This is a genomic window from Bacillus sp. z50 (assembly GCF_058313585.1).
In genome coordinates this window covers 439110-458123 of the sequence record NZ_JBZFQL010000001.1, presented here as the reverse complement: position 1 = coordinate 458123, position 19014 = coordinate 439110, and the positions used below count along the sequence as shown (strand labels likewise).

The 19014-nt window shown below is 35.6% G+C and carries 21 protein-coding genes; 17 read left to right on the top strand and 4 right to left on the bottom strand.

All coding sequences use genetic code 11. The features are described 5' to 3' along the window. The first annotated feature begins 27 nt into the window (after positions 1 to 27). Complete coding sequence (locus AC4G3N_RS02025) at positions 28 to 891, top strand: SGNH/GDSL hydrolase family protein (protein ID WP_490551374.1); 864 nt, start codon at positions 28 to 30, stop codon at positions 889 to 891. Beyond that, positions 866 to 1462, top strand: coding sequence for a YpmS family protein (locus AC4G3N_RS02020; RefSeq protein WP_490551375.1), 597 nt, complete (start codon positions 866 to 868; stop codon positions 1460 to 1462). The genes AC4G3N_RS02025 and AC4G3N_RS02020 overlap by 26 nt, the downstream gene beginning before the upstream one ends. Positions 1463 to 1515: 53 nt before the next feature. On the opposite strand, the gene AC4G3N_RS02015 is transcribed toward AC4G3N_RS02020, so the two are convergent. Further along, a complete protein-coding gene (locus tag AC4G3N_RS02015; RefSeq protein ID WP_490551376.1) occupies positions 1516 to 2253 on the bottom strand; it encodes a DUF4397 domain-containing protein in 738 nt (245 codons plus the stop codon). Between the two features lie 166 nt (positions 2254 to 2419). Here AC4G3N_RS02015 and msrA point away from each other — a divergent pair, with 166 nt between their 5' ends. The 3 genes from msrA to AC4G3N_RS02000 all read left to right on the top strand — a co-directional run bounded on the left by msrA (position 2420) and on the right by AC4G3N_RS02000 (position 4462). Beyond that, complete coding sequence (gene msrA, locus AC4G3N_RS02010; protein ID WP_373925470.1) at positions 2420 to 2944, top strand: peptide-methionine (S)-S-oxide reductase MsrA; 525 nt, start codon at positions 2420 to 2422, stop codon at positions 2942 to 2944. Between the two features lie 35 nt (positions 2945 to 2979). After that, entirely contained in the window at positions 2980 to 3369 is a 390-nt protein-coding gene (msrB, locus tag AC4G3N_RS02005; RefSeq protein ID WP_066107820.1) for a peptide-methionine (R)-S-oxide reductase MsrB, read from the top strand. 316 nt (positions 3370 to 3685) lie between these two features. Next, on the top strand, positions 3686 to 4462 hold the full coding sequence (locus AC4G3N_RS02000) for a DUF7683 domain-containing protein (RefSeq protein ID WP_066107121.1): 777 nt from the start codon (positions 3686 to 3688) through the stop codon (positions 4460 to 4462). Positions 4463 to 4580: 118 nt separating this feature from the next. On the opposite strand, the gene AC4G3N_RS01995 is transcribed toward AC4G3N_RS02000, so the two are convergent. Further along, positions 4581 to 5681 carry an SGNH/GDSL hydrolase family protein gene (locus AC4G3N_RS01995; RefSeq protein WP_491089631.1) on the bottom strand — a complete coding sequence of 367 codons (1101 nt, stop codon included), beginning with the start codon at positions 5679 to 5681 and terminating at the stop codon, positions 4581 to 4583. A 148-nt stretch (positions 5682 to 5829) separates the two neighbouring features. Between AC4G3N_RS01995 and AC4G3N_RS01990 the strand changes: the two genes are divergently transcribed. The 9 genes from AC4G3N_RS01990 (at position 5830) to AC4G3N_RS01950 (ending at position 15248) form a co-directional block, all read left to right on the top strand. Continuing rightward, positions 5830 to 5991, top strand: coding sequence for a YjcZ family sporulation protein (locus AC4G3N_RS01990; protein ID WP_066107118.1), 162 nt, complete (start codon positions 5830 to 5832; stop codon positions 5989 to 5991). Positions 5992 to 6200: 209 nt separating this feature from the next. Beyond that, on the top strand, positions 6201 to 7664 hold the full coding sequence (locus tag AC4G3N_RS01985) for an NAD(P)/FAD-dependent oxidoreductase (protein ID WP_066107115.1): 1464 nt from the start codon (positions 6201 to 6203) through the stop codon (positions 7662 to 7664). A 320-nt stretch (positions 7665 to 7984) separates the two neighbouring features. Beyond that, complete coding sequence (locus AC4G3N_RS01980; protein WP_077248138.1) at positions 7985 to 8209, top strand: YozE family protein; 225 nt, start codon at positions 7985 to 7987, stop codon at positions 8207 to 8209. Between the two features lie 102 nt (positions 8210 to 8311). Further along, a complete protein-coding gene (locus AC4G3N_RS01975; protein WP_139891806.1) occupies positions 8312 to 10066 on the top strand; it encodes an ATP-binding protein in 1755 nt (584 codons plus the stop codon). A 386-nt stretch (positions 10067 to 10452) separates the two neighbouring features. Next, positions 10453 to 11151: a germination protein YodN gene (yodN, locus tag AC4G3N_RS01970; protein ID WP_066107111.1), complete on the top strand. Its 699-nt coding sequence runs from the start codon at positions 10453 to 10455 to the stop codon at positions 11149 to 11151. Between the two features lie 225 nt (positions 11152 to 11376). Beyond that, positions 11377 to 11697 carry a YodL domain-containing protein gene (locus AC4G3N_RS01965; protein ID WP_066107108.1) on the top strand — a complete coding sequence of 107 codons (321 nt, stop codon included), beginning with the start codon at positions 11377 to 11379 and terminating at the stop codon, positions 11695 to 11697. Between the two features lie 102 nt (positions 11698 to 11799). Continuing rightward, positions 11800 to 12504 carry a purine-nucleoside phosphorylase gene (gene deoD, locus AC4G3N_RS01960; RefSeq protein ID WP_491089630.1) on the top strand — a complete coding sequence of 235 codons (705 nt, stop codon included), beginning with the start codon at positions 11800 to 11802 and terminating at the stop codon, positions 12502 to 12504. Positions 12505 to 12893: 389 nt separating this feature from the next. Beyond that, positions 12894 to 13703: a M15 family metallopeptidase gene (locus AC4G3N_RS01955; protein WP_148629812.1), complete on the top strand. Its 810-nt coding sequence runs from the start codon at positions 12894 to 12896 to the stop codon at positions 13701 to 13703. 63 nt (positions 13704 to 13766) lie between these two features. Then, on the top strand, positions 13767 to 15248 hold the full coding sequence (locus AC4G3N_RS01950) for a S41 family peptidase (RefSeq protein WP_262365971.1): 1482 nt from the start codon (positions 13767 to 13769) through the stop codon (positions 15246 to 15248). Between the two features lie 82 nt (positions 15249 to 15330). On the opposite strand, the gene AC4G3N_RS01945 is transcribed toward AC4G3N_RS01950, so the two are convergent. Beyond that, the gene (locus AC4G3N_RS01945; protein ID WP_066107097.1) at positions 15331 to 15579 is read right to left on the bottom strand and encodes a DNA alkylation repair protein; all 249 of its coding nucleotides are present in this window, start codon (positions 15577 to 15579) and stop codon (positions 15331 to 15333) included. A gap of 227 nt (positions 15580 to 15806) precedes the next feature. Between AC4G3N_RS01945 and AC4G3N_RS01940 the strand changes: the two genes are divergently transcribed. Then, positions 15807 to 16166 carry a FixH family protein gene (locus AC4G3N_RS01940; RefSeq protein WP_139891809.1) on the top strand — a complete coding sequence of 120 codons (360 nt, stop codon included), beginning with the start codon at positions 15807 to 15809 and terminating at the stop codon, positions 16164 to 16166. Between the two features lie 861 nt (positions 16167 to 17027). Further along, on the top strand, positions 17028 to 17510 hold the full coding sequence (locus tag AC4G3N_RS01935) for a DUF6385 domain-containing protein (RefSeq protein ID WP_066107089.1): 483 nt from the start codon (positions 17028 to 17030) through the stop codon (positions 17508 to 17510). Positions 17511 to 17551: 41 nt separating this feature from the next. Here AC4G3N_RS01935 and AC4G3N_RS01930 read toward each other — a convergent pair whose 3' ends face one another. Further along, positions 17552 to 18046 carry an Hsp20/alpha crystallin family protein gene (locus AC4G3N_RS01930; protein WP_139063858.1) on the bottom strand — a complete coding sequence of 165 codons (495 nt, stop codon included), beginning with the start codon at positions 18044 to 18046 and terminating at the stop codon, positions 17552 to 17554. Between the two features lie 129 nt (positions 18047 to 18175). Here AC4G3N_RS01930 and AC4G3N_RS01925 point away from each other — a divergent pair, with 129 nt between their 5' ends. Further along, positions 18176 to 18940: an SDR family oxidoreductase gene (locus AC4G3N_RS01925; protein ID WP_066107081.1), complete on the top strand. Its 765-nt coding sequence runs from the start codon at positions 18176 to 18178 to the stop codon at positions 18938 to 18940. Positions 18941 to 19014: the final 74 nt, after the last annotated feature.

Sequence of the window (19014 nt, the reverse complement as noted above, 5' to 3'; positions counted from 1 at the left end):
AGAGTAATCTTTAGGCAGGTGACAGCTATGTTTTGGAAAACCTTGATAACTGTGATTATGATATTTATGCTTTCAGGATGCAGTCCTTATCAATATTTTTTTGGAAAGCAAGTGGAAGAACATTCAGCCTCATCTATAACAAAAGCATTAAAGCGGGAAATTCCGAATGATTTCTTTCCAACCGATGTGAAGGTAGTTTCACTGGGGGATTCATTGACCCAGGGTGTTGGGGATAGCAGTGATCAAGGGGGATATATTCCTTATTTAGTCTCCTATTTAGAACAAAATAAGGGGATAAGAGAAGCGGAATTTACCAACCACGGTATCCGCGGCAATCGATCTTCAGATCTTTTAAGACGGCTGAATACGCCACAGTTAATAGCCGATATACAAACTTCTGATGCCATTATCATTACGATTGGCGGAAACGATATCATGAGAGTTGTAAAAGAACAATTTACAAATTTAACCATACAGGATTTTAATCTGGAAGCTATTCAATATGAAGAGCGACTGAAAGAAATCTTTAGTATAATTAGACAATATAATAAAGAAGCAGAAATTTATTTTGTTGGCTTGTATAACCCTTTCGGGAAATGGATATCAGCATTTCAGGAACTGGATATTATCATGGATGATTGGAATAGAGTCAGTGAGGGAATAGTTTCTGAGGATCCAAATGCTTTTTTTATCCGAATTGATGATGCATTCTCAAAATCAAATGAAAATCTTTTATACAAAGAGGATTATTTTCATCCGAATGACAAGGGCTATGAGATTATTGCTTCACGTATATATGAGAAAATGAAAGAGAGTACTGTTAAAAACATAAATACGATGAGGATGGTACAAGAGGGGGAGAAGAATGAGGAGAATCTTCAAAATAGATAACAAGTGGAAAGGACTTTTTTTGGGGCTATTGGCAATCAACCTAATTGCAGTCTGTGTTCTGATTTATTGGACGACTCGTCCGATAAAGGATGAAGAATCATTAAATAAACTAGCCACTAACGATGAAAAAGTAGAGATACCGTTTACATCCAATAAGGAAGACCTTAATCGGATTATTAATTATTATATTGAGGAAGAAAGCTCAGATAGTCCAATTAAATATGAGGTGCTATTAAAGGAAAGTCTTGAATTGTACGGAACACTATCCGCGTTTGGCAGAAATGTCGAAATCAAGGTGTTATTTGAACCAGTTACACTCACAAATGGGGATTTACTTTTAAAACATGAAGCTATTCAAATTGGCGGTATGAGCTTGCCGGCAACATTTGTATTGAATTATATTAACGAAAAATATGATACACCTGAATGGGTTATGATACGACCTAAAGAAAAAACCATATATTTGGCATTAAGCCAAATGGATCTTAAGAGTGGAATCACAGTTAAAGCAAAGGCTTTTGATCTCAAAAATGATGATATTGAGTTAAGCTTGTTAGTTCCGGTGGAATAATTGTAAAGAGAGGAATTGTACCATGAATCCATGGATACAATTCCTCTCTTTTTTTAGATAAACACAATTTCAGGATCTTTATGTTCATTTCCCGAGCTTAAAATAACCATCGTATATATTTGGTCGGGATGCAGGGTGACGGAAAAAGGATCAAGAATCATTTCTTTCAATCTTGAACATTTCACTAAAATTTCTACTGTCATCGGAGTCAAGCCAAGATACGAGCTGGGCTTTTTATAGGCTAAATTAGAAAATATGGTATCTCCACCTGTTACAGCGATATCGATACCAGCTGAATCAGGATTTAGATTTAGGCAGTTTAACTTTGTCTCCCTGGTCGGAAGAGTAAGATTATCCTCGATTGAAAAGAGAGAATATCCTTTTTGATTTGCTGCAGCAATAATGGTATAAGGGGTTCCTTCTTTAATGTCTACTTTTCTGCTTAACAAAGCGGAATGTGATTGGCCGCTCGGATAAAGATCAAATTCATATTTCCCCTCAGGCAGTGATAAATAATGACTAACAGATTTAGAGGGGACGTTCTTGAAAATTCGTGTTCCGTTTATATATAAATCTATGCTTTTTACAGATGGAAGGGCATGAAAAAACCTTATCTTACCAAGCGTAGTCCGCTCATTTCCTGCCCCTTGATGAAGTAACTGATCCATATAATGCAGATGTCTATAGTAATACTTAATATACAAATCAGGATTTGTATATTTGTAATACTGGGAGAGTAAATCGTATTCCTTTGCCTTCTGATAATAGCTTTGTCCATTCATAGAGGACATTGGTCTCACTCCTCGCACTTCCAAATTATATTCTAGCTATATGCAAGAGAGCTTAGGCATGTGTCTTTATATAAGAAAAGTCTTAAGCAAACCATTTTCTTAATTGACAATAAAAGGGTAGAATATCTATACGTTTATAAATATAAACTCAAAAGGAGGTAGGATGATGGAAAAAGCAATATTTGCCGGTGGGTGTTTTTGGTGCATGGTAAAACCCTTTGACACATTTCCAGGAGTAAAAAGTGTTATTTCAGGCTATACAGGCGGACATAAAGAAAATCCTACTTACGAGGAAGTTTGTTCAGGTAGTACTGGACATGTAGAAGCAGTAGAAATTACATTTGATCCCGCTATTATAAAATATAAATCAATTGTGGAGTTATTCTGGCAGCAAATTGACCCAACAGATGCAGGCGGACAATTTTGTGATCGAGGAGACTCCTATAAGACAGCCATTTTCTATACAACCGAGGAACAAAAGGAAATTGCGGAGCAATCCAAAAAAGAGTTGGGTAACAGCGGTAGATTTACAAAGGAAATTGTAACACCGATTCTTCCTGCCAAAACCTTTTATCCAGCTGAGGAGTACCATCAGCATTTCTATAAGAAGAATAAAGATCATTATGAATCCTATCAAGTAGGTTCAGGGCGTTCTGGGTTTATTAAAGAGCATTGGGGTGAAAATAATTGACCAATTATTCTGATCGTCTAAAAGAACTAACACCTATGCAATATGACGTAACCCAGCGAAGTGGTACAGAACCGCCTTTTCGAAATGAATACTGGGACAACCAACAAGAAGGGATCTATGTGGATATCGTTTCGGGAAAGCCACTCTTCAGTTCAAAGGATAAATATGACGCGGGGTGTGGTTGGCCAAGTTTCACAAAACCTATTGATGAGTCTGAAGTAATCGAAAAGGACGACTATTCACACGGCATGCGTCGCGTAGAAGTCCGGAGTAATGAAGCGGATTCTCATTTAGGTCATGTATTCCCCGACGGTCCGGGTCCTGCAGGGATAAGATACTGCATTAATTCTGCTGCACTAAAGTTTATACCAAAAGAAGAATTGGAAAAAGAAGGATATGGGCGATATGTAAAGTTGTTCAGCTGATATTAAATTGTAAAGGATAATCTCTCTAAGTGAGGACACCGTTGCCTGCTTGGGTGATTATCCTTTTTGTTATGTAATCCGTATTCGTAATAGAGCAAATGGGTTTTGGAAAATGTGAATCTGTTATTTTTTCTTTATGATATATTTTTACATCATATACCTAACGGGTTCTCGTTTCATTTTAAGAGCTTTTATAGCCTTAAATTCCCTTGCAAAACACGAGATGTTAAAAAGAAAACTCCTGCAATTTGGAATTTCAATATGAAATTTAATGTAAATGATATACTTTACTTACGGAGAATGGAGGAGGGACAGGGTGGTTAAACAAATAAATTTTCAGTGGTGTGTCACAAAGTTTAATCCTGATTTTAGGGATGAAAATGGGTACTATACCATAGCGGAGGAATGGACTTGTCCTTCTGAAATAGGGGAATTTATTAATGGGAAGGAATTCACTTTTCATGAATATCTTCAGGTTGAGACAGCTTATATAAATTCCATGATTAAATTCATGGAGGAAAGTAATATTGATTCACTAAGAATTTTGCAATTGGATAAGAAGATTTCTGAAGAAGACCTTACATCACCTTTATACGAACAGGAATTTGAAAAGCTGGTTCTCAAAGAAGACCTGTTGGTAAACAAAAATGAATTGCGTTTGATTTGCAAAATGATTTTGCGAAATTTTATATGGTGTAAGCTCTATAGTAAAGATCAATTCTTCATACACTTTGGCTATGATTACTATATGTATATTGGGTCTAATGTAAATTGTCAATCCGCTATTCAATTTGCTGAAAGTAATGGACTGTTTGTTGAACAATGTACGTCGCCATATTTTTTCTCTGAGGAAGAAACAACTAGGATGATTCAATGGAACGAAATTAGTGATGAAGATAAGATCGTTATTGGTGAAGAGGAACTAGTATCTATTCCATTAGATGACTATCGCAGGATTTTCAACCTATCAGCAGAGCATCCAGTTACAGGCTACTTTAAAATAGAAAAAGAACAAATGGGATTTTTTCAAACATTTTTGAAGCACAGGATGAATTTTTGTAAATATGAGTATTGCTTTTGCGGTGAAAAGTAATTGAAAAGAGGAAGCATATTCGCTTCCTCTTTTGCTGTTACGTGTTATTTTTTCTAGTGGAAAATGAATTGAGATTCTAAATTCAAAAAGAGAAACCGTAACAAACAGTAGTTCCTTATTAATCTTTATCCTTTTCAAGTATCCCAGAAATCCTAATATAAGATTCGTTCGTTGAATTGTATTTACTTTGAAGTCCGGTAGGAACAATCTTTAGTTCATGTGTACCTTCCCCGAGGTTATTGGCCAGATAAATATATCTTTCTTTTTGAAAGGGCCACCAAGTACTGATGGTACTATGAAATTGATCATCTATATAAATATTCGCCGTACCACCATCTGGACCGCGAAATAAAACGGCGCCAACAATTGGTCCATTAAATTGATAGATTAATTGACTCTTTTCTTTATTTGAATGGAGAAATCCATTATGTTTCGTAAACCCGTTATTATAATTGTATCGCCCATTCATTTTTAATTGATACTCGTTTTGAATATATTTGGCTTTAGGCAGAGTCACTGATTTTTGTGCGTGATCCAATGTACTAAGGGTGTTAAAGATTTCACTCGCATATAAAGAGTACCCTTTTCCATTTGGATGAACGGAGTCCTTTGTTAATTCAGAAATCGATAATGGCGACTGTTTAAAGACTGGTCGCATATCTACTGGGACAGCTCCATAATGCTGGCTGATATCCTTGATTGTTTGGGCAAACCCCTCATCCGGCAAGCTGCTCTCAATCACAGTTATTACGTTTGCTTGTGGTGCACTGATTTTAGCGTGCCTGATTAGATTCTCATACAATTCGGCAAAATCGTCTTTCAGCATGTATTTCCTGTCATTTTCACCAAAAACAATGAAGATTAAATCTGTGTATGGGGAAACCTTTGTTTCTTGCAATTTATAGATGCCTTCAAATGAAGTGGCACCGCTTTGAACAATATATTGTCCGTTCATTTTGCTTCCATATTTCTCATGAATCATGTTTTCTAATTGGGAGAACCAAGTAAGTTCAGGCTTTTCTGCTCCCGATCCGCGACCAATACTGTCACCTAATACTAAATAGCGAATTTTTTGTCCATTCTCTAATTTATCCATTAAGCCTTGTGTTTGGCTTTTGCTGTAAAATACATTAAAACTGAAAAAAAACAATAAACCTGTGGCAACCATCACAACAAGTAATAACCCTTGCTTGCGTTTGAAAATACGATTAACCCCCATTTTTCTTTCTATAATCTAGTCTGATGTTACAATAATGTTACAATATTTACATAAAAAAGGCAATCAAATTAGGCGAATGCACATACCTAAAGGGCGAATAACACATATAGTAAAAATGTAATGATGAACTTCTAAAGGAGTGAAACAAATGTATTACGGTGGTCAAGATGGATGTTTCAGCGGTTGCGGTGGATATGGTTACGGTGGAGGTTACGGACACGGAGGCGGTTTTGGTTCCGGATTCGCATTGATTGTTGTGTTATTTATCCTCCTTATTATTATCGGTGCTTCTTTCTGCAGCCCTTGCTGATTAAAGGGAAAAAGGACGGTTATCCGTCCTTTTTTAATGGATTGGTAAAAAAACATCTTGTGTTTGGATAAAAACTACATATAAACACTTTAAAGGCGAACAAAAATATAATTTACAAAAATAATGTTCGTATTTTCTGTTGACGGTTCATGTTCGCTTTGGTATGATTTTTAGTGCGGAGCAGACCTATAAATGGAGGAGATCCTCATATGAAAACGAATTATGATGTAATTATCGTGGGTGCCGGTCCTGCCGGAATATTTGCTGCCTACGAATTTACTCTAAAATTACCGGAAGCGAAGGTTCTTTTAATTGATAAAGGTCATGATATATATAGACGGAACTGCCCAATATTACAGAAGAGAATAGTTAAATGTCCGCCACCTACTAATCGAAAGAGCTTTGCGGGTTGTTTGCCTGCTTGTTCCATTACGAACGGATTTGGTGGAGCTGGTGCGTATTCTGACGGGAAATTTAATATTACAAGCGAATTTGGCGGGTGGATGACAGATTATTTATCAAAAAATCAAGTTGTGGAACTGATAAAATATGTAGATGCAATTAACATAAAGCATGGTGCTACTGATACGCTTACGAATCCAATGAGTGAAGAAGTGCGCCGAATTGAGAAGTCAGGCTATGCAGCAGGGTTAAAGCTATTGCGAGCTTATGTACGTCATTTAGGAACGGAACAGAATCTTGAAATTTTAAAAAGTATTTATGAATATTTAAAAGACAGAATAGATATGGTTTTTAAGGCAGAAGTAGAAGATGTATTAACTGAAAAGCAGGATAACCAATATGTAGCCAAAGGAATTGTTCTTAAAGATGGAGAAAAGCTATATTCTGATTATGTCGTGGTCGCACCGGGGAGAGACGGTTCCAAATGGTTAACAGAGATTCTTAAAAAACGTAAATTTAAAATGACGAGTAACCAGGTTGACATTGGTGTGAGGGTTGAAACATCCAATGTGGTAATGGAAGAAATCAATAAACATTTATATGAAGGTAAATTTATCTACAATACCTCTGTTGGTACGCAGGTTCGCACATTCTGCTCCAATCCTTCCGGGCATGTTGTAGTTGAAAATCATTCTGGAATTATGCTGGCGAATGGTCATGCTTATAAAGATCCTGAACTTGGCAGTGATAATACAAACTTTGCATTACTGGTATCCCATAAATTTTCTGAGCCGTTTGATAAGCCTACAGAATATGCCCATGAGATATCAAAACTGGCAAATGCCCTTTCAAATGGCGGTTTAATTATTCAAAAGTACGGCGATATTTTAAAAGGAAGACGATCTACTGTTAAGAGAATAAAAGAAGGTTTTATCGAGCCTACTTTGAAAGAAGCAGTTCCAGGAGATTTAGGCTTGGTTTTACCCTACAATACAATGAAAAGTTTAATAGAAATGACCGAAGCATTAAATAAAGTAACGCCAGGATTAGCATCTGAGCACACATTGTTTTATGGAGTAGAGGCAAAATTCTACTCAGCAAGACCAAATTTAGATGAGCACTTTCAGTCAGACATATTAAATTTATATGTAGGTGGAGACGGAGGCGGTATTACAAGGGGATTAGCGCAGGCAAGTGCCTGTGGGGTCTGGGTAGCGCGTGATATTATCCGTAAAGTTCAGGAAGTAAAAGTAGAACCGGTTTTAGTATAATGAAAACCTCGGATTATTCCGAGGTTTTTTTGTGAATTAATGTTATTCTGCAACATTTAATTGTTTTATAATATATGGAAATGTATTGTATTCATGTATACTTGTTACAGAATAGAAAGAAGAATTATCCGCAATATACATAGTACCAAAAAGATTTGGTGTCATTGTTGATTAACAAAATTATTATATAAATGAAGGTAATTCGTATCATTATTCGCGTGAAGTACCCCAAATCAACAAGGTAAATAATAGCATTATGTAGTTTTTTTAGGTAATATGTATAATGCATAATTAATGTTAAATGAGTGGAGCGAAAGCAAGTGAAATCTTTTTATCGATTTTTAAACACATATAGGCATGCCCTGGAGAAAAGTGAGATGTCCATGTTTGCTGAAAATGTTTTTCATGATCCCGGTTTTCCTAAGAATTCGTCTGATTATCATGAAATAAGTCTGTATCTAGAAATGAATGTTGACTATATATTGGACATGAGCCTATTTGACGATGCCTGGAATCTTTACCTTCAGCATATTGGTGAGTTATAGTTTGTAGAAAATCAGATTAACCATATCAAAGCTTTATTAAATTTTTAGTAGGATTCTTAGCTTTTTAGCAATTGAATTTAACAGAAAGAAACAGGTGTTCCTATGCCAGTTCGATTACAAACCCGTTTGTTAAGTTATTCTCTTATTATTTCAACGGTTCCTTTACTATGCCTTGGGATTATTTCGTATTCGACCCAGCGATCGTTAATTGAAAATCAAGTTAGAATGACATTGCGAACGGCCGCTTACCATGCGGCAGATACAACAGATCGTTTTATAGATGAGAGAATCAGTGATCTAGTTTATTTAAGTCGGCATTCCGATATAGAAAGTGACAATAAAACGCATTCATTGAATTTTTTGAAGGAATATGTTGAATCAAAGCCGATTTACTCTGGATATATCTATGTTAATAAGGACGGGGATGTAATTCCCTCGGAGGAGTATAATGATATCACTCCTTATTTTATAAATAGTAAATCCTTCGAAAAATCAAGTGCAGGCATTCAGTATTTGTCTAAAGTGTATAAATTAGATCGTGAAAAGCCATTTTTTTTGATTAGCACACCAATTTATACGAATGATAATGAAATAAATGGAGTATTTGCTCCAACATTTAATTTATTTCATCTGTGGAAAACGATAGAGTCCAATTTAACACTTGAGCGTGAAAAATTTCCTTATACAGCTTTTATGATTAATCACGAGGGCTGGATTGTATCAGAGCAAAATGAAGATAATATTATGAAAACAAACTTTCTGGAGGAAAATAATCTTTCACTAGATGAATTGATTTACTCTGATAAGCAAAATGAATTAATTCAATCTAAGGATGGCAAGCAGTTATTTGCTGTGAAACCAATCAAGGAAAGAACTGATGCCCAGGAGCAGTGGTATGTGGTTACCGAAGCTAGTAAAAAAGTTGTATATGCTCCATTGCTGCAATTAATTGATCGTTATCTAATGATAGGGTTAATACTGCTGATTGGTATTTTACTATTTGTCTATTATATATCTAAAACAGTAGTTAAGCCTGTTGTCAGGATGGCAGAAGGTGTGGAGAGATATACGAACGGAAAAAAATATAACCAAATTGAAAGTACATATCATGAGCTAAATGTACTTAATAGGGCCTTTATTTCCATGATAGAAACCTTGGAACAACGGGAAAAGGAGATTCTCAGAACGGAGAAGCTTAAATATGTTGGCCAATTAGCGGCCGGAGTAGCCCATGAAATCAGAAATCCTATTACGACGATTCGGGGGCTTTTCCAACTATTAAGAGATCATCCCTATGATGAAAAAATATTTAAAAATTATATTGATATCATTATAGAAGAATTAAACCGTATGAATAGAATAGTCGGCGAATTATTGAATCTATCAAAACCATATCAATTACTCTTGAAAAAATATTCAGTTACTGAGTTGATTGAAGAAATTATTTTACTGCAAAGAGCGGAGTTAAATAAAAATAATATTACAATATTAAAAGATATTCATCATGAAGGAATCATTTATACAGATCGAAATCGTCTTTATCAAGTAATTTTAAATATAATCCAAAATTCTCGAGATGCTATGAAAGATGGCGGAACGATCAGCATTTTAACAGATTGTTTTGAGAATAAAATGAAATTAATCATTAAGGATAATGGACCGGGTATTCCAGCAGAAACGTTATCCAAGCTTGGTACCCCATTCTTTACGACTAAAGAAAATGGTACCGGATTAGGACTGGCAACGAGCATGAAAATCATGGAAGAGTTAAAAGGTACATTTGAAGTAACAAGCGTAGAAGGAGAAGGAACGAGCGTTATTCTAACCATTCCTTCCGATGAAGATATTTCTACTTAACTATCGCATGAAAATTTCATAGCAATCTGCTTATTCATATTTACTTGAATAAGTGGATTGCTTTTCTTTTTTACGAAAAAGATTGTATTAGTTGAAATTAAAAACTATGTCTTTTTCCGACAGTCATAGAATGGGTAACAATTGATTTACTGTAAATACAGTAGGGGACAGGAAGAAAGCAGCCAACTCTGTCACAAATCCAGTCTAAATCGGTGAATTAAGCCAAAGTCAAAAATATAAATCTTTCCCCAATTTAATCCTTTTACTGAATCAAGTCTTGTTTTTTCGGGAAGATGGCTAAAAGAGTTTAAATAATAGGCTTCCCCTCAATTAAAGAGCTGCATATACTGATAAAAATTCTACCCGAACTGCGAGGGGTGGCAGCAATGGGCAAGCGTAATAAACCGAAGTTTGCAATTGGTAATTCAGTAGTCATACTTGTGAACGGAATCGTGGGTAAAGTGAAGTCTGTTCAGGAATTTAATCAAACCTATGTATATGAGGTCCAAGGTGCTGATGGAGTATTTACGGAATCATCCTTAATGCTTGTTGAGGATTTTGAAGGGCTTTTATTTGAAGCAGAACATGTAAATATTGATTACAAGTATTTTTTTGGAGATTTAGTGCAAGTGAAAGGGTATGGAAAGGAAATCTTTAAAGTCATTGGGTTTCGAACTGAAATTTGGAGATATAAAGAAGAATCGTGGGAAGATATTATTTATGAATTATCTAGAATTACAGACAATGAATGGCTAGAATGCAATGAGGATGATTTGATTTTTCTTGCAGATGCGAAAGATGCAGAACAATTTTTGAAGAAACATGCTCTTAATCAAAAATTGAAATCAAATCAGTATAAGAAACTAACAGAGCCCTCACCGCTCGCACATTTAAATAAAAATGGTAACCAGGAGTCTGATCATCAAGAGAAAATTAATCATCTTCTCGATATTTATAATGATTATCGAATTTTACGTGACATGTTTGGTGATGAAACCTATGGGAAAGTGATGAAAACTGCTATAAAAAAACTAGAAAAATTAGTGGCCGATCAAACAACAAGAGAGAAAAAAGAGCCTCACTAAACAAAAAACAGACTTCTCCTGGTCTGTTTTTTGATTCAACAAATATATGCAGATTGTAAATTGTTCTCTAACCACAGGGGTGTAAGCATTTAACAGCATACTTTATAAGAAAAGACTAGGCCAAAACTCATAAATTTAGGATTCGACAAAACTAGAAGTTTTTCATTGCAGGAATTTGTTATAGGAAGGGTAAATTTAAATAACAAACGTATTAGGAGGGAAATTATGCTTAAACAAAGAATTTTAAAGTGGTCGGCTTTGCGAAGAAGAGAATATGAAATCGCCATTTTTCAAACAGAACACCCTCGGGATAAGAAAGGATATAAACAGGTATATCAAGGCTACATAGATGGAGAAAGTCATACGGAAGTCATTAATAAATTGTTTAGAAAGTTTAATATAAGAGATTTAATACCTGAGAATTATAAGGGAAGAACCATATCAAGTGGTGATATCATTATGATCGGGGATAAGTACGAGAAAAAGAGTTATTACCAGCTTCAATCTGGCGGTTGGGCTGTAGTGAACCGAATTCACGTTTGTTAAAATCTGAATTATCGGTAACTTTATCTTTTTAAAAAGCCTATGGTATAGTTATAGTTGAATATAGACATTTTTGTCTTTACATAAAGGAGGAAATATTCAAACATGAGTATACATATAGGCGCTAAAGAAAACGAAATCGCAGAAGCTGTGCTATTGCCGGGAGATCCATTGAGAGCAAAATATATAGCTGAAACATTTTTGGAAAATCCTGTTTGTTATAATGAAGTTAGAAACATGTTTGGTTATACTGGGACTTATAAAGGGAAAAAAGTGTCTGTTCAAGGGACAGGTATGGGAATTCCATCCATCTCTATTTATGTAAATGAATTGATGCAAAGCTATGGTGTACAAAAATTAATTCGTGTAGGAACATGCGGTGCGATTCAAAAAGATGTAAAAGTGAGAGATGTTATTTTAGCCATGACATCATCAACTGATTCCAATATGAATGAATTACTTTTTGATGGAATCGACTTTGCCCCTACAGCTGATTTTGGCTTATTAAAAAAGGCATATGACACAGGTGTGGAAAAAGGCCTTAATTTAAAAGTTGGTAATGTATTTACTGCAGATCAATTTTACAATGATAAAGCAGACCATGAAAAATGGGCACAATATGGCATCCTAGCCATTGAGATGGAAACCACTGCGTTATACACTTTAGCTGCTAAATATGGCAGACAAGCATTATCCATTCTTACTGTCAGTGACCATATCCTTACAGGTGAAGAAACGACAGCTGAAGAGAGACAAACGACATTTAATGACATGATCGAAGTTGCTTTAAATACTGCTATTGAATCTTAATATTATAAAAACAAGAAAGCTCTGGTGAAAACCAGAGCTTTTTTTTATAATTGTACTATTGATGTATTATTTGAATTTTTGTATTGGATTATCAACTTAGATTTTTTAAAAAAACCGAGCAGGTTTGGAACATTTCAGCTATACTTGAAAAGGATTGGCGGAAAAATCAATATATCACTATTTAAAGCAAATGTATTCGAGTGACCAAATAGTACACTCCTTGATGACTAACAACCTGTTTGAATCTTCAGAAACTTAGTATATTACAAACAAAACTTAAAAACATATCAATTTAAAAAGTTACTAAAATAATAAATAACATAGGCTGATTTAATGGGTTTTTTTGAAACAATAAACAGCTAGAGAGAGAGAATTGTGAGGGACGAGAAATGAGAAAGATACTTCTTGGGATGATGATGGCAACGGCTTTATTACTCACAGCATGTAATGATTTATCCATTGACACAGATCAATCGAAAAAAGAAGAGAATGAGAACCATACGCAGCAAACGATTGGAAATGAACAAGGGAATCAAGGGTCGGAAGAGGATGATAATAGTGTGAATCTGGCTGCTGAATTCTTAAATGATATTAAGGTTGAGGATGGAGTGAACTATATCCAAAATCCTGATAATATTCTTGTGTTGGTTAATAAAGAAAATAGTCTGCCGATTGGTTACCGAGCAGATGATTTGGTGAAACCCAATGTTACTTTTTCGTTTATAGGAGAGCATGAAAAACAGCTGATGAGAAAGGAAGCTGCAGAGGCGCTTGAGAAGATGTTTACTGCAGCCAATGAAGAGGGAGTACAATTAGCAGCCGTGTCAGGTTTTCGTTCCTATGAAAGACAGGTACAGCTATATAATGCGGAAATTGAAGCATCCGGTATAGAGTATGCCCAACAATCGGTAGCGGAGCCTGGTAAGAGTGAGCATCAAACAGGTCTAACAATGGATGTATCGAGTGCAGAGAATAATTATCAGCTTAATGAAGATTTTGGCTCTACAACTGCCGGACAATGGCTTGCCCAAAATTCTGCAGAATATGGATTCATCATCCGCTATCCAAAGGGTGACGAGAAAACAACAGGATATATGTATGAGCCCTGGCATATTAGATATGTGGGAAAAGCCTATGCCACTGATATTAAAAAACGCGGCTTGACCTTGGAGGAATACATCCAGCTGGCAACAGAGTAGGATATCATTTGGAGTTCTGATATAATATAGTTAATTTTAAGGCAGTATAGTTCAGTGAAAGTGGTGAACCAGTTGGATTCAGAACAAGATCAAGAACAAGCAAACAAGCCGAAGGGCTATATTAAAGTTAGATGGATTTATCTTATTTTAGGATCAGCTTTACTCATTATCCTTAGTGTTTTTGCAACAAGGTACATAATGGATAACACACAACAATCAACATCAGGAATCAAGATTCCGCTTAGCGGATCTAAAAACGATATGGAGAAAATCAAAAGTGCTATGGATACCTTGGAAAATAGTTATTTCCAAGAAGTGGACCGCGATAAATTAATTGATGGTGCCATTAATGGAATGGTAGAATCACTTGATGATCCATATTCGGACTTTATGACACAAGAAGAAGCCGCCAGCTTTCATGAAAGCATTTCCTCTTCTTTTGAGGGAATTGGGGCAGAAATAATGTCAGAAAATGAACAAATTGTAATTGTTTCACCGATAAAAGGTGCACCTGCTGAGAAAGCCGGATTAAAAGCGGGTGATATTATTTTAAAAGTAAATGATAAAAGCCTGCAAGGGATGTCGTCCAGCGATGCCGTGCTCTTAATCCGTGGGAAAAAAGGGACGGAGGTTAATTTAGTAATCCAGCGTCCCGGTGCAAGTAAGACAATGAACGTTAAAATAATACGTGATACAATTCCTGTAAATACAGTTTATAAAGAGAACTTAACGGATGATATTGCAAACATACAGATAACCAGCTTTTCTGAGAATACAGCTGAAGAGCTTGAAAAAGTATTACGTGAAGTGGAAGAGCAAGGTATGAAGGGAATTGTGCTTGATTTAAGACAAAACCCGGGCGGATTGCTTGACCAAGCTGAAAAAATAGCGAATATGTTTGTTCCAGCCGGTGAAAATCTCGTACAGATTGAAGACCGCAGCGGGAATAAACAAGTAGCAAAAGCGACAGATACCGGTTATAAATTTAAATTGTCAACGGCTGTACTAATTGACGAAGGCAGTGCCAGTGCTTCTGAAATAGTGGCTGCAGCGTTAAATGAATCTGCTGATATTCCGATTATTGGTGTGAAGTCATATGGGAAGGGAACTGCTCAATCAGCAATGGACTTCACAGATGGATCCAATTTGAAGTTTACGTATGCAAAATGGCTGACACCGGATGGCAACTGGATTCATAAAAAAGGAATCAAGCCGGACATTACTGTCAAAATGCCTGATTATGCAAATTTATCGTTTATTGATCCTGAGGAAAAGCTAGAGCTTTCAAAAATGTCGCCAGAAGTTGAGAATGCTGAAAAAATGCTTAAAGCACTTGGATATAATCCAGGTAAAGCCGATGGATATTTTGATGAGAACACTGTAACAGCGGTTAAAAAGTTCCAAAAGGATCATGATTTAAAAGAAACAGGTATGATCCAGGGAGACACCACAAATAAATTAATGAATGAATTAAGAAATAAAATTACTGAAGAAGATCCACAGCTAGAAGCAGCTAAGAAAAAATTGGCTGAGGATATAAAATAAAAAAATCGCTTCTCCATTCCAGGAGAGGCGATTTTTTTGGTTAATGTTTCAGGAAAGAATATGAATGTGCTTTGAATCAACATTATTTAAACGAGCGTTCACCAAATGCAATAAATGTTTTTTCATCTTCAATTAAACCGCAGGCAGCGCACTGGATTCTTCTGACAGGTCCATTATAGGGTAAATGAAAGGCGTCTAATTCATCGTCTGCGTACATTTGAATAACAGTGCCTGATTGGGGATCAAGTTTCACGTAAATGGGAGTTTGTTCAATCACATTAAAACGTGACCGGTTTGTTTTACAGTTTGGACAACAATATGGATGGCTCACATGTCTAACCTCCTTTTAGTATAGGTTTTGTAACCTCATCCAGAAATATACAAGTAGGGAATAAAGAAAAAAATGAGAAAGAGAAAACCTGAATATTTGGTGAATTTTTCAACTAATTACTGGTCTCTAATTCCAGTTTTGGAGTATGATTAGAATTAGTGGATTGTGAATGATAAGGGGTTGGAATTAAGTTGTTTAAAAAGAATGTATTATTTTTGAGTCTATGTATGATCACAGTAATAATCCTGTTCGGATGTCAGGACAAAGAAGCGGATGAAGAAATGCCAGCTATCATTGATGTCCAGGTAAAACTTTCACCTGAGGCGGCCATAGTGAATGAAAATGTACTTTTTGAGGTGACCGTAACACAGGGGAATGATAAGGTGACGGATGCTGAATCTGTCGAATTTGAATTTGGCAAAAAGGATGGTTCGGATAAAGAGAAAATTGCCGTTAAGCATAAAAAGGATGGTATATACAGTCTTGAAAAGTCATTCTTTCAGGAAGGGGACTATTATATGATTCCTCATGTGACAGCAAGAGGAATGCATGCAATGCCAAAGAAAGAATTTACTGTTGTTAATTAACGATTAATGGATGATCTCAGGATGATTACTCTTTCGTAACCATGATTGCTAATTGTTTGAAATAGAGGAGCAGCTTCTTTGCTGTCTCCTTTTTCTGTTTACGTACCATAATCTTCTTTTATTACTGATTATTGATGCTGACTCTATTATTAGGAGGTGTTTTTAAATGTTTAACTTCCCAAAACTAACAATGATTAGATTCACTAAACTGTTAATTCATTCCGTTATTCTTATTATCACCCTTACTTTTTTAGCTTTATTAAGTGCAGACATAATTGCGTGGGTTATCGGAAGACCTATTGAAAATAGCACAGGTTACGTAACTTTAATTACGATAATTTGGGTTTTCTTTGCTTTACAAAGCGAAAAATATAAGAAACATTCTGTGTGAATCATTTTAATTATTAAAAATAGAATCGTATAAATAGAAGAAATCTGCGAATATCTTAGGGTAGAAATTTTCAAATGTATGTTTGTGTGATTGTTCCTTTATCTTGCCTTATTCGGCTAAACGGACAGTCATCGGAGCATTAATATCAGAAATAGAAATATGGTTAACGAGACATTTACTCCAAGTAGGATCAATGCCCCATTATATGTTGTACTCCTTATAATACAAACTGGTCAGGTAAGCACAATAAGCATGTTTAGAACAGTTACAGTCTAAATGAAGATGTTCTCCTCCAGGAGAGTGATAATATTGTATAAAAAATGAGTAACATAAATTTTAAATATTCTATTGGTCAAAAAGTTATAGAAGTAGACACTGATAAGAATTCATTTATACCTTCTTTTCCGAAAGATTGATGCATACACATATAGTTAATTACGTTATGCATCGATAGAAAGGAAGGGTCTATCTTGACAATTCAGGAGAATGATAAAAAGGTAATTGAACCATCTCAGGTGTACAAATTACATAGGGAAGAAAAACAATATACCGCTGAAACGCATAATCAAACAGAATTCAGGATAAAAGAGATTGCAGGATTGGATGTTGGAGAGTTTAATAATAATGCGCATATAAAAAGGGAAAATCATGAATTTGTTAATATAAAAAAAGAGTTGTTTTTTAAATCAAACGGCAATGCACATATCATTTTTGATGTCCACAAATTCAGGTATTTTACGGTTGCAACTGCAAATCCAAATGATAAAGGAATCCATGTTTCCTTATCAGTAAGCCCTGATAACACGATTTATGCCTCTTTGATTGAAAAGCGATTGGTTAACCAGGGTAAATTAGAAATATTGGATTGCCCTAACAGGCTTAAATATATGAAGGTGGAATTCAATGGGAAACCGGGAGATAAAGTTCTTGTATTTTTACAGGGAGAAAAATAAAGGATAGTAAAAAACTGGCCCTGTCATCCAAGCCAGTTTTTTTACCATTCAGGAATAGAAATTTCTGAATAGTTTGATTCATTTACCTTAAAGAGAATGATTTCCAGGATTTCATCCCGATATGAAGATTTCGCTCCCTTTTTTTTTACCGGAGCAGGTAGATGAAAAGAGTGTTTCTCCTCTGGATCCGGGGGTAATCCGGATAGGAGAAGCTTTGTAGAAGTATGGTATACCTTAACGTTAGGTAAATGATCCTCTTTTATTGGGATTCTAATGAAAAGATAATCATGTGTTTCCAGAATATCTACGGAATGTTTTGAATGGACCACCGTTTGCTCATCTGGTTCTGGACTTGATTTAAATTGTTGGTTGATCATTCCTCCTAATTGATCAGGTGATAGCATGGAGAATAATTGTTCCATCTGCTTTTCCATACCTGGCTGATTAAGGAACTTCATCCAATCTGGCATTTGGTTTTGATTTTTGGGAAAAAGGTTCCACGGAAACAATTGATCACCTCGACTTTCAAGAGACATATTAGGTTAACTTACTATATGCGATAAGGGTAATTGTCGTTAATGCAGAAGTCAGCTTTTGATTAACGGAAATGTCATCTTTCAATGTATAATACAGATAGTAAATACTGCCTGTAGGGGGAGAAGAAGTTGACTCGGAAAACGGCTTTAATTACTGGTTCAGCAAGAGGACTGGGCAGAGCTACAGCAAGGCAATTAGCTATGGATGGGATAAATGTCATTACGACCTATCGTACTAATCAAAACAGTGCCATCCAAGATATGCAGGAATTAGCTCAAAACTACAACGTGCAAGCTTATGCTTTGCCATATGATGTAACAGTTCAAGATCATCATCGCAAACTAATTCATCAATGCTATGAATTATGTGGTGGAATTGATATTCTGATACATAATGCTGGTCCATATATACAGGAACGTAAACCAATGATGGAATATATGGAAGAAGAATGGGAATATCTTATTAATGGGAATTTATCGAGTATGTTTTACTTAGCCAGATTGGTTATTCCCTATATGCGAGTGAATAAATGGGGAAGAATTATTACCATGGGGTTTGATCAGTCAGACCACGCTCCGGGCTGGAAATACCGTTCTGCTTTTGCTGCTTCCAAAACGGGATTAACCTCCTTGACAAAAACGCTGGCTTTGGAAGAGGCGGAGTATGGAATCACAGCCAATATGGTTTGTCCAGGGGATATTGTGGATCCTTGGAAGGAAAGCTTTCGTGTAGAAGAAGGTATAGTATCAGAAAATGTTCCAGTTGGAAGGCCTGGAACTGGCGGTGATATCGCACGTGTCATTTCGTTTCTATGTGCGGAAGAAGCTGACTTTATTACAGGAACGGTTATTCCAGTAACAGGTGGGCAGGATGTTTTATCAAAAACCAGATAAGCAGCTTGGCCTTGAAAATTTAGTATGTGTAACTTTGTCTGAAAAATCATCGTAATAGATAGTAAATAAAAAAG

Excerpts from the sequence above, each read along its gene's own strand:
- msrA (WP_373925470.1), top strand. The coding sequence starts at position 2,420 with ATGGAAAAAGCAATATTTGCCGGTGGGTGTTTTTGGTGCATGGTAAAA.
- AC4G3N_RS01995 (WP_491089631.1), bottom strand. The coding sequence starts at position 5,681 with ATGGGGGTTAATCGTATTTTCAAACGCAAGCAAGGGTTATTACTTGTT.
- AC4G3N_RS01985 (WP_066107115.1), top strand. The coding sequence starts at position 6,201 with ATGAAAACGAATTATGATGTAATTATCGTGGGTGCCGGTCCTGCCGGA.
- msrB (WP_066107820.1), top strand. The coding sequence starts at position 2,980 with ATGCAATATGACGTAACCCAGCGAAGTGGTACAGAACCGCCTTTTCGA.
- AC4G3N_RS02025 (WP_490551374.1), top strand. The coding sequence starts at position 28 with ATGTTTTGGAAAACCTTGATAACTGTGATTATGATATTTATGCTTTCA.
- AC4G3N_RS01990 (WP_066107118.1), top strand. The coding sequence starts at position 5,830 with ATGTATTACGGTGGTCAAGATGGATGTTTCAGCGGTTGCGGTGGATAT.
- AC4G3N_RS01975 (WP_139891806.1), top strand. The coding sequence starts at position 8,312 with ATGCCAGTTCGATTACAAACCCGTTTGTTAAGTTATTCTCTTATTATT.
- yodN (WP_066107111.1), top strand. The coding sequence starts at position 10,453 with ATGGGCAAGCGTAATAAACCGAAGTTTGCAATTGGTAATTCAGTAGTC.
- AC4G3N_RS01965 (WP_066107108.1), top strand. The coding sequence starts at position 11,377 with ATGCTTAAACAAAGAATTTTAAAGTGGTCGGCTTTGCGAAGAAGAGAA.
- AC4G3N_RS01940 (WP_139891809.1), top strand. The coding sequence starts at position 15,807 with ATGATCACAGTAATAATCCTGTTCGGATGTCAGGACAAAGAAGCGGAT.
- AC4G3N_RS02020 (WP_490551375.1), top strand. The coding sequence starts at position 866 with ATGAGGAGAATCTTCAAAATAGATAACAAGTGGAAAGGACTTTTTTTG.
- deoD (WP_491089630.1), top strand. The coding sequence starts at position 11,800 with ATGAGTATACATATAGGCGCTAAAGAAAACGAAATCGCAGAAGCTGTG.
- AC4G3N_RS01930 (WP_139063858.1), bottom strand. The coding sequence starts at position 18,046 with ATGTCTCTTGAAAGTCGAGGTGATCAATTGTTTCCGTGGAACCTTTTT.
- AC4G3N_RS02015 (WP_490551376.1), bottom strand. The coding sequence starts at position 2,253 with ATGTCCTCTATGAATGGACAAAGCTATTATCAGAAGGCAAAGGAATAC.
- AC4G3N_RS01955 (WP_148629812.1), top strand. The coding sequence starts at position 12,894 with ATGAGAAAGATACTTCTTGGGATGATGATGGCAACGGCTTTATTACTC.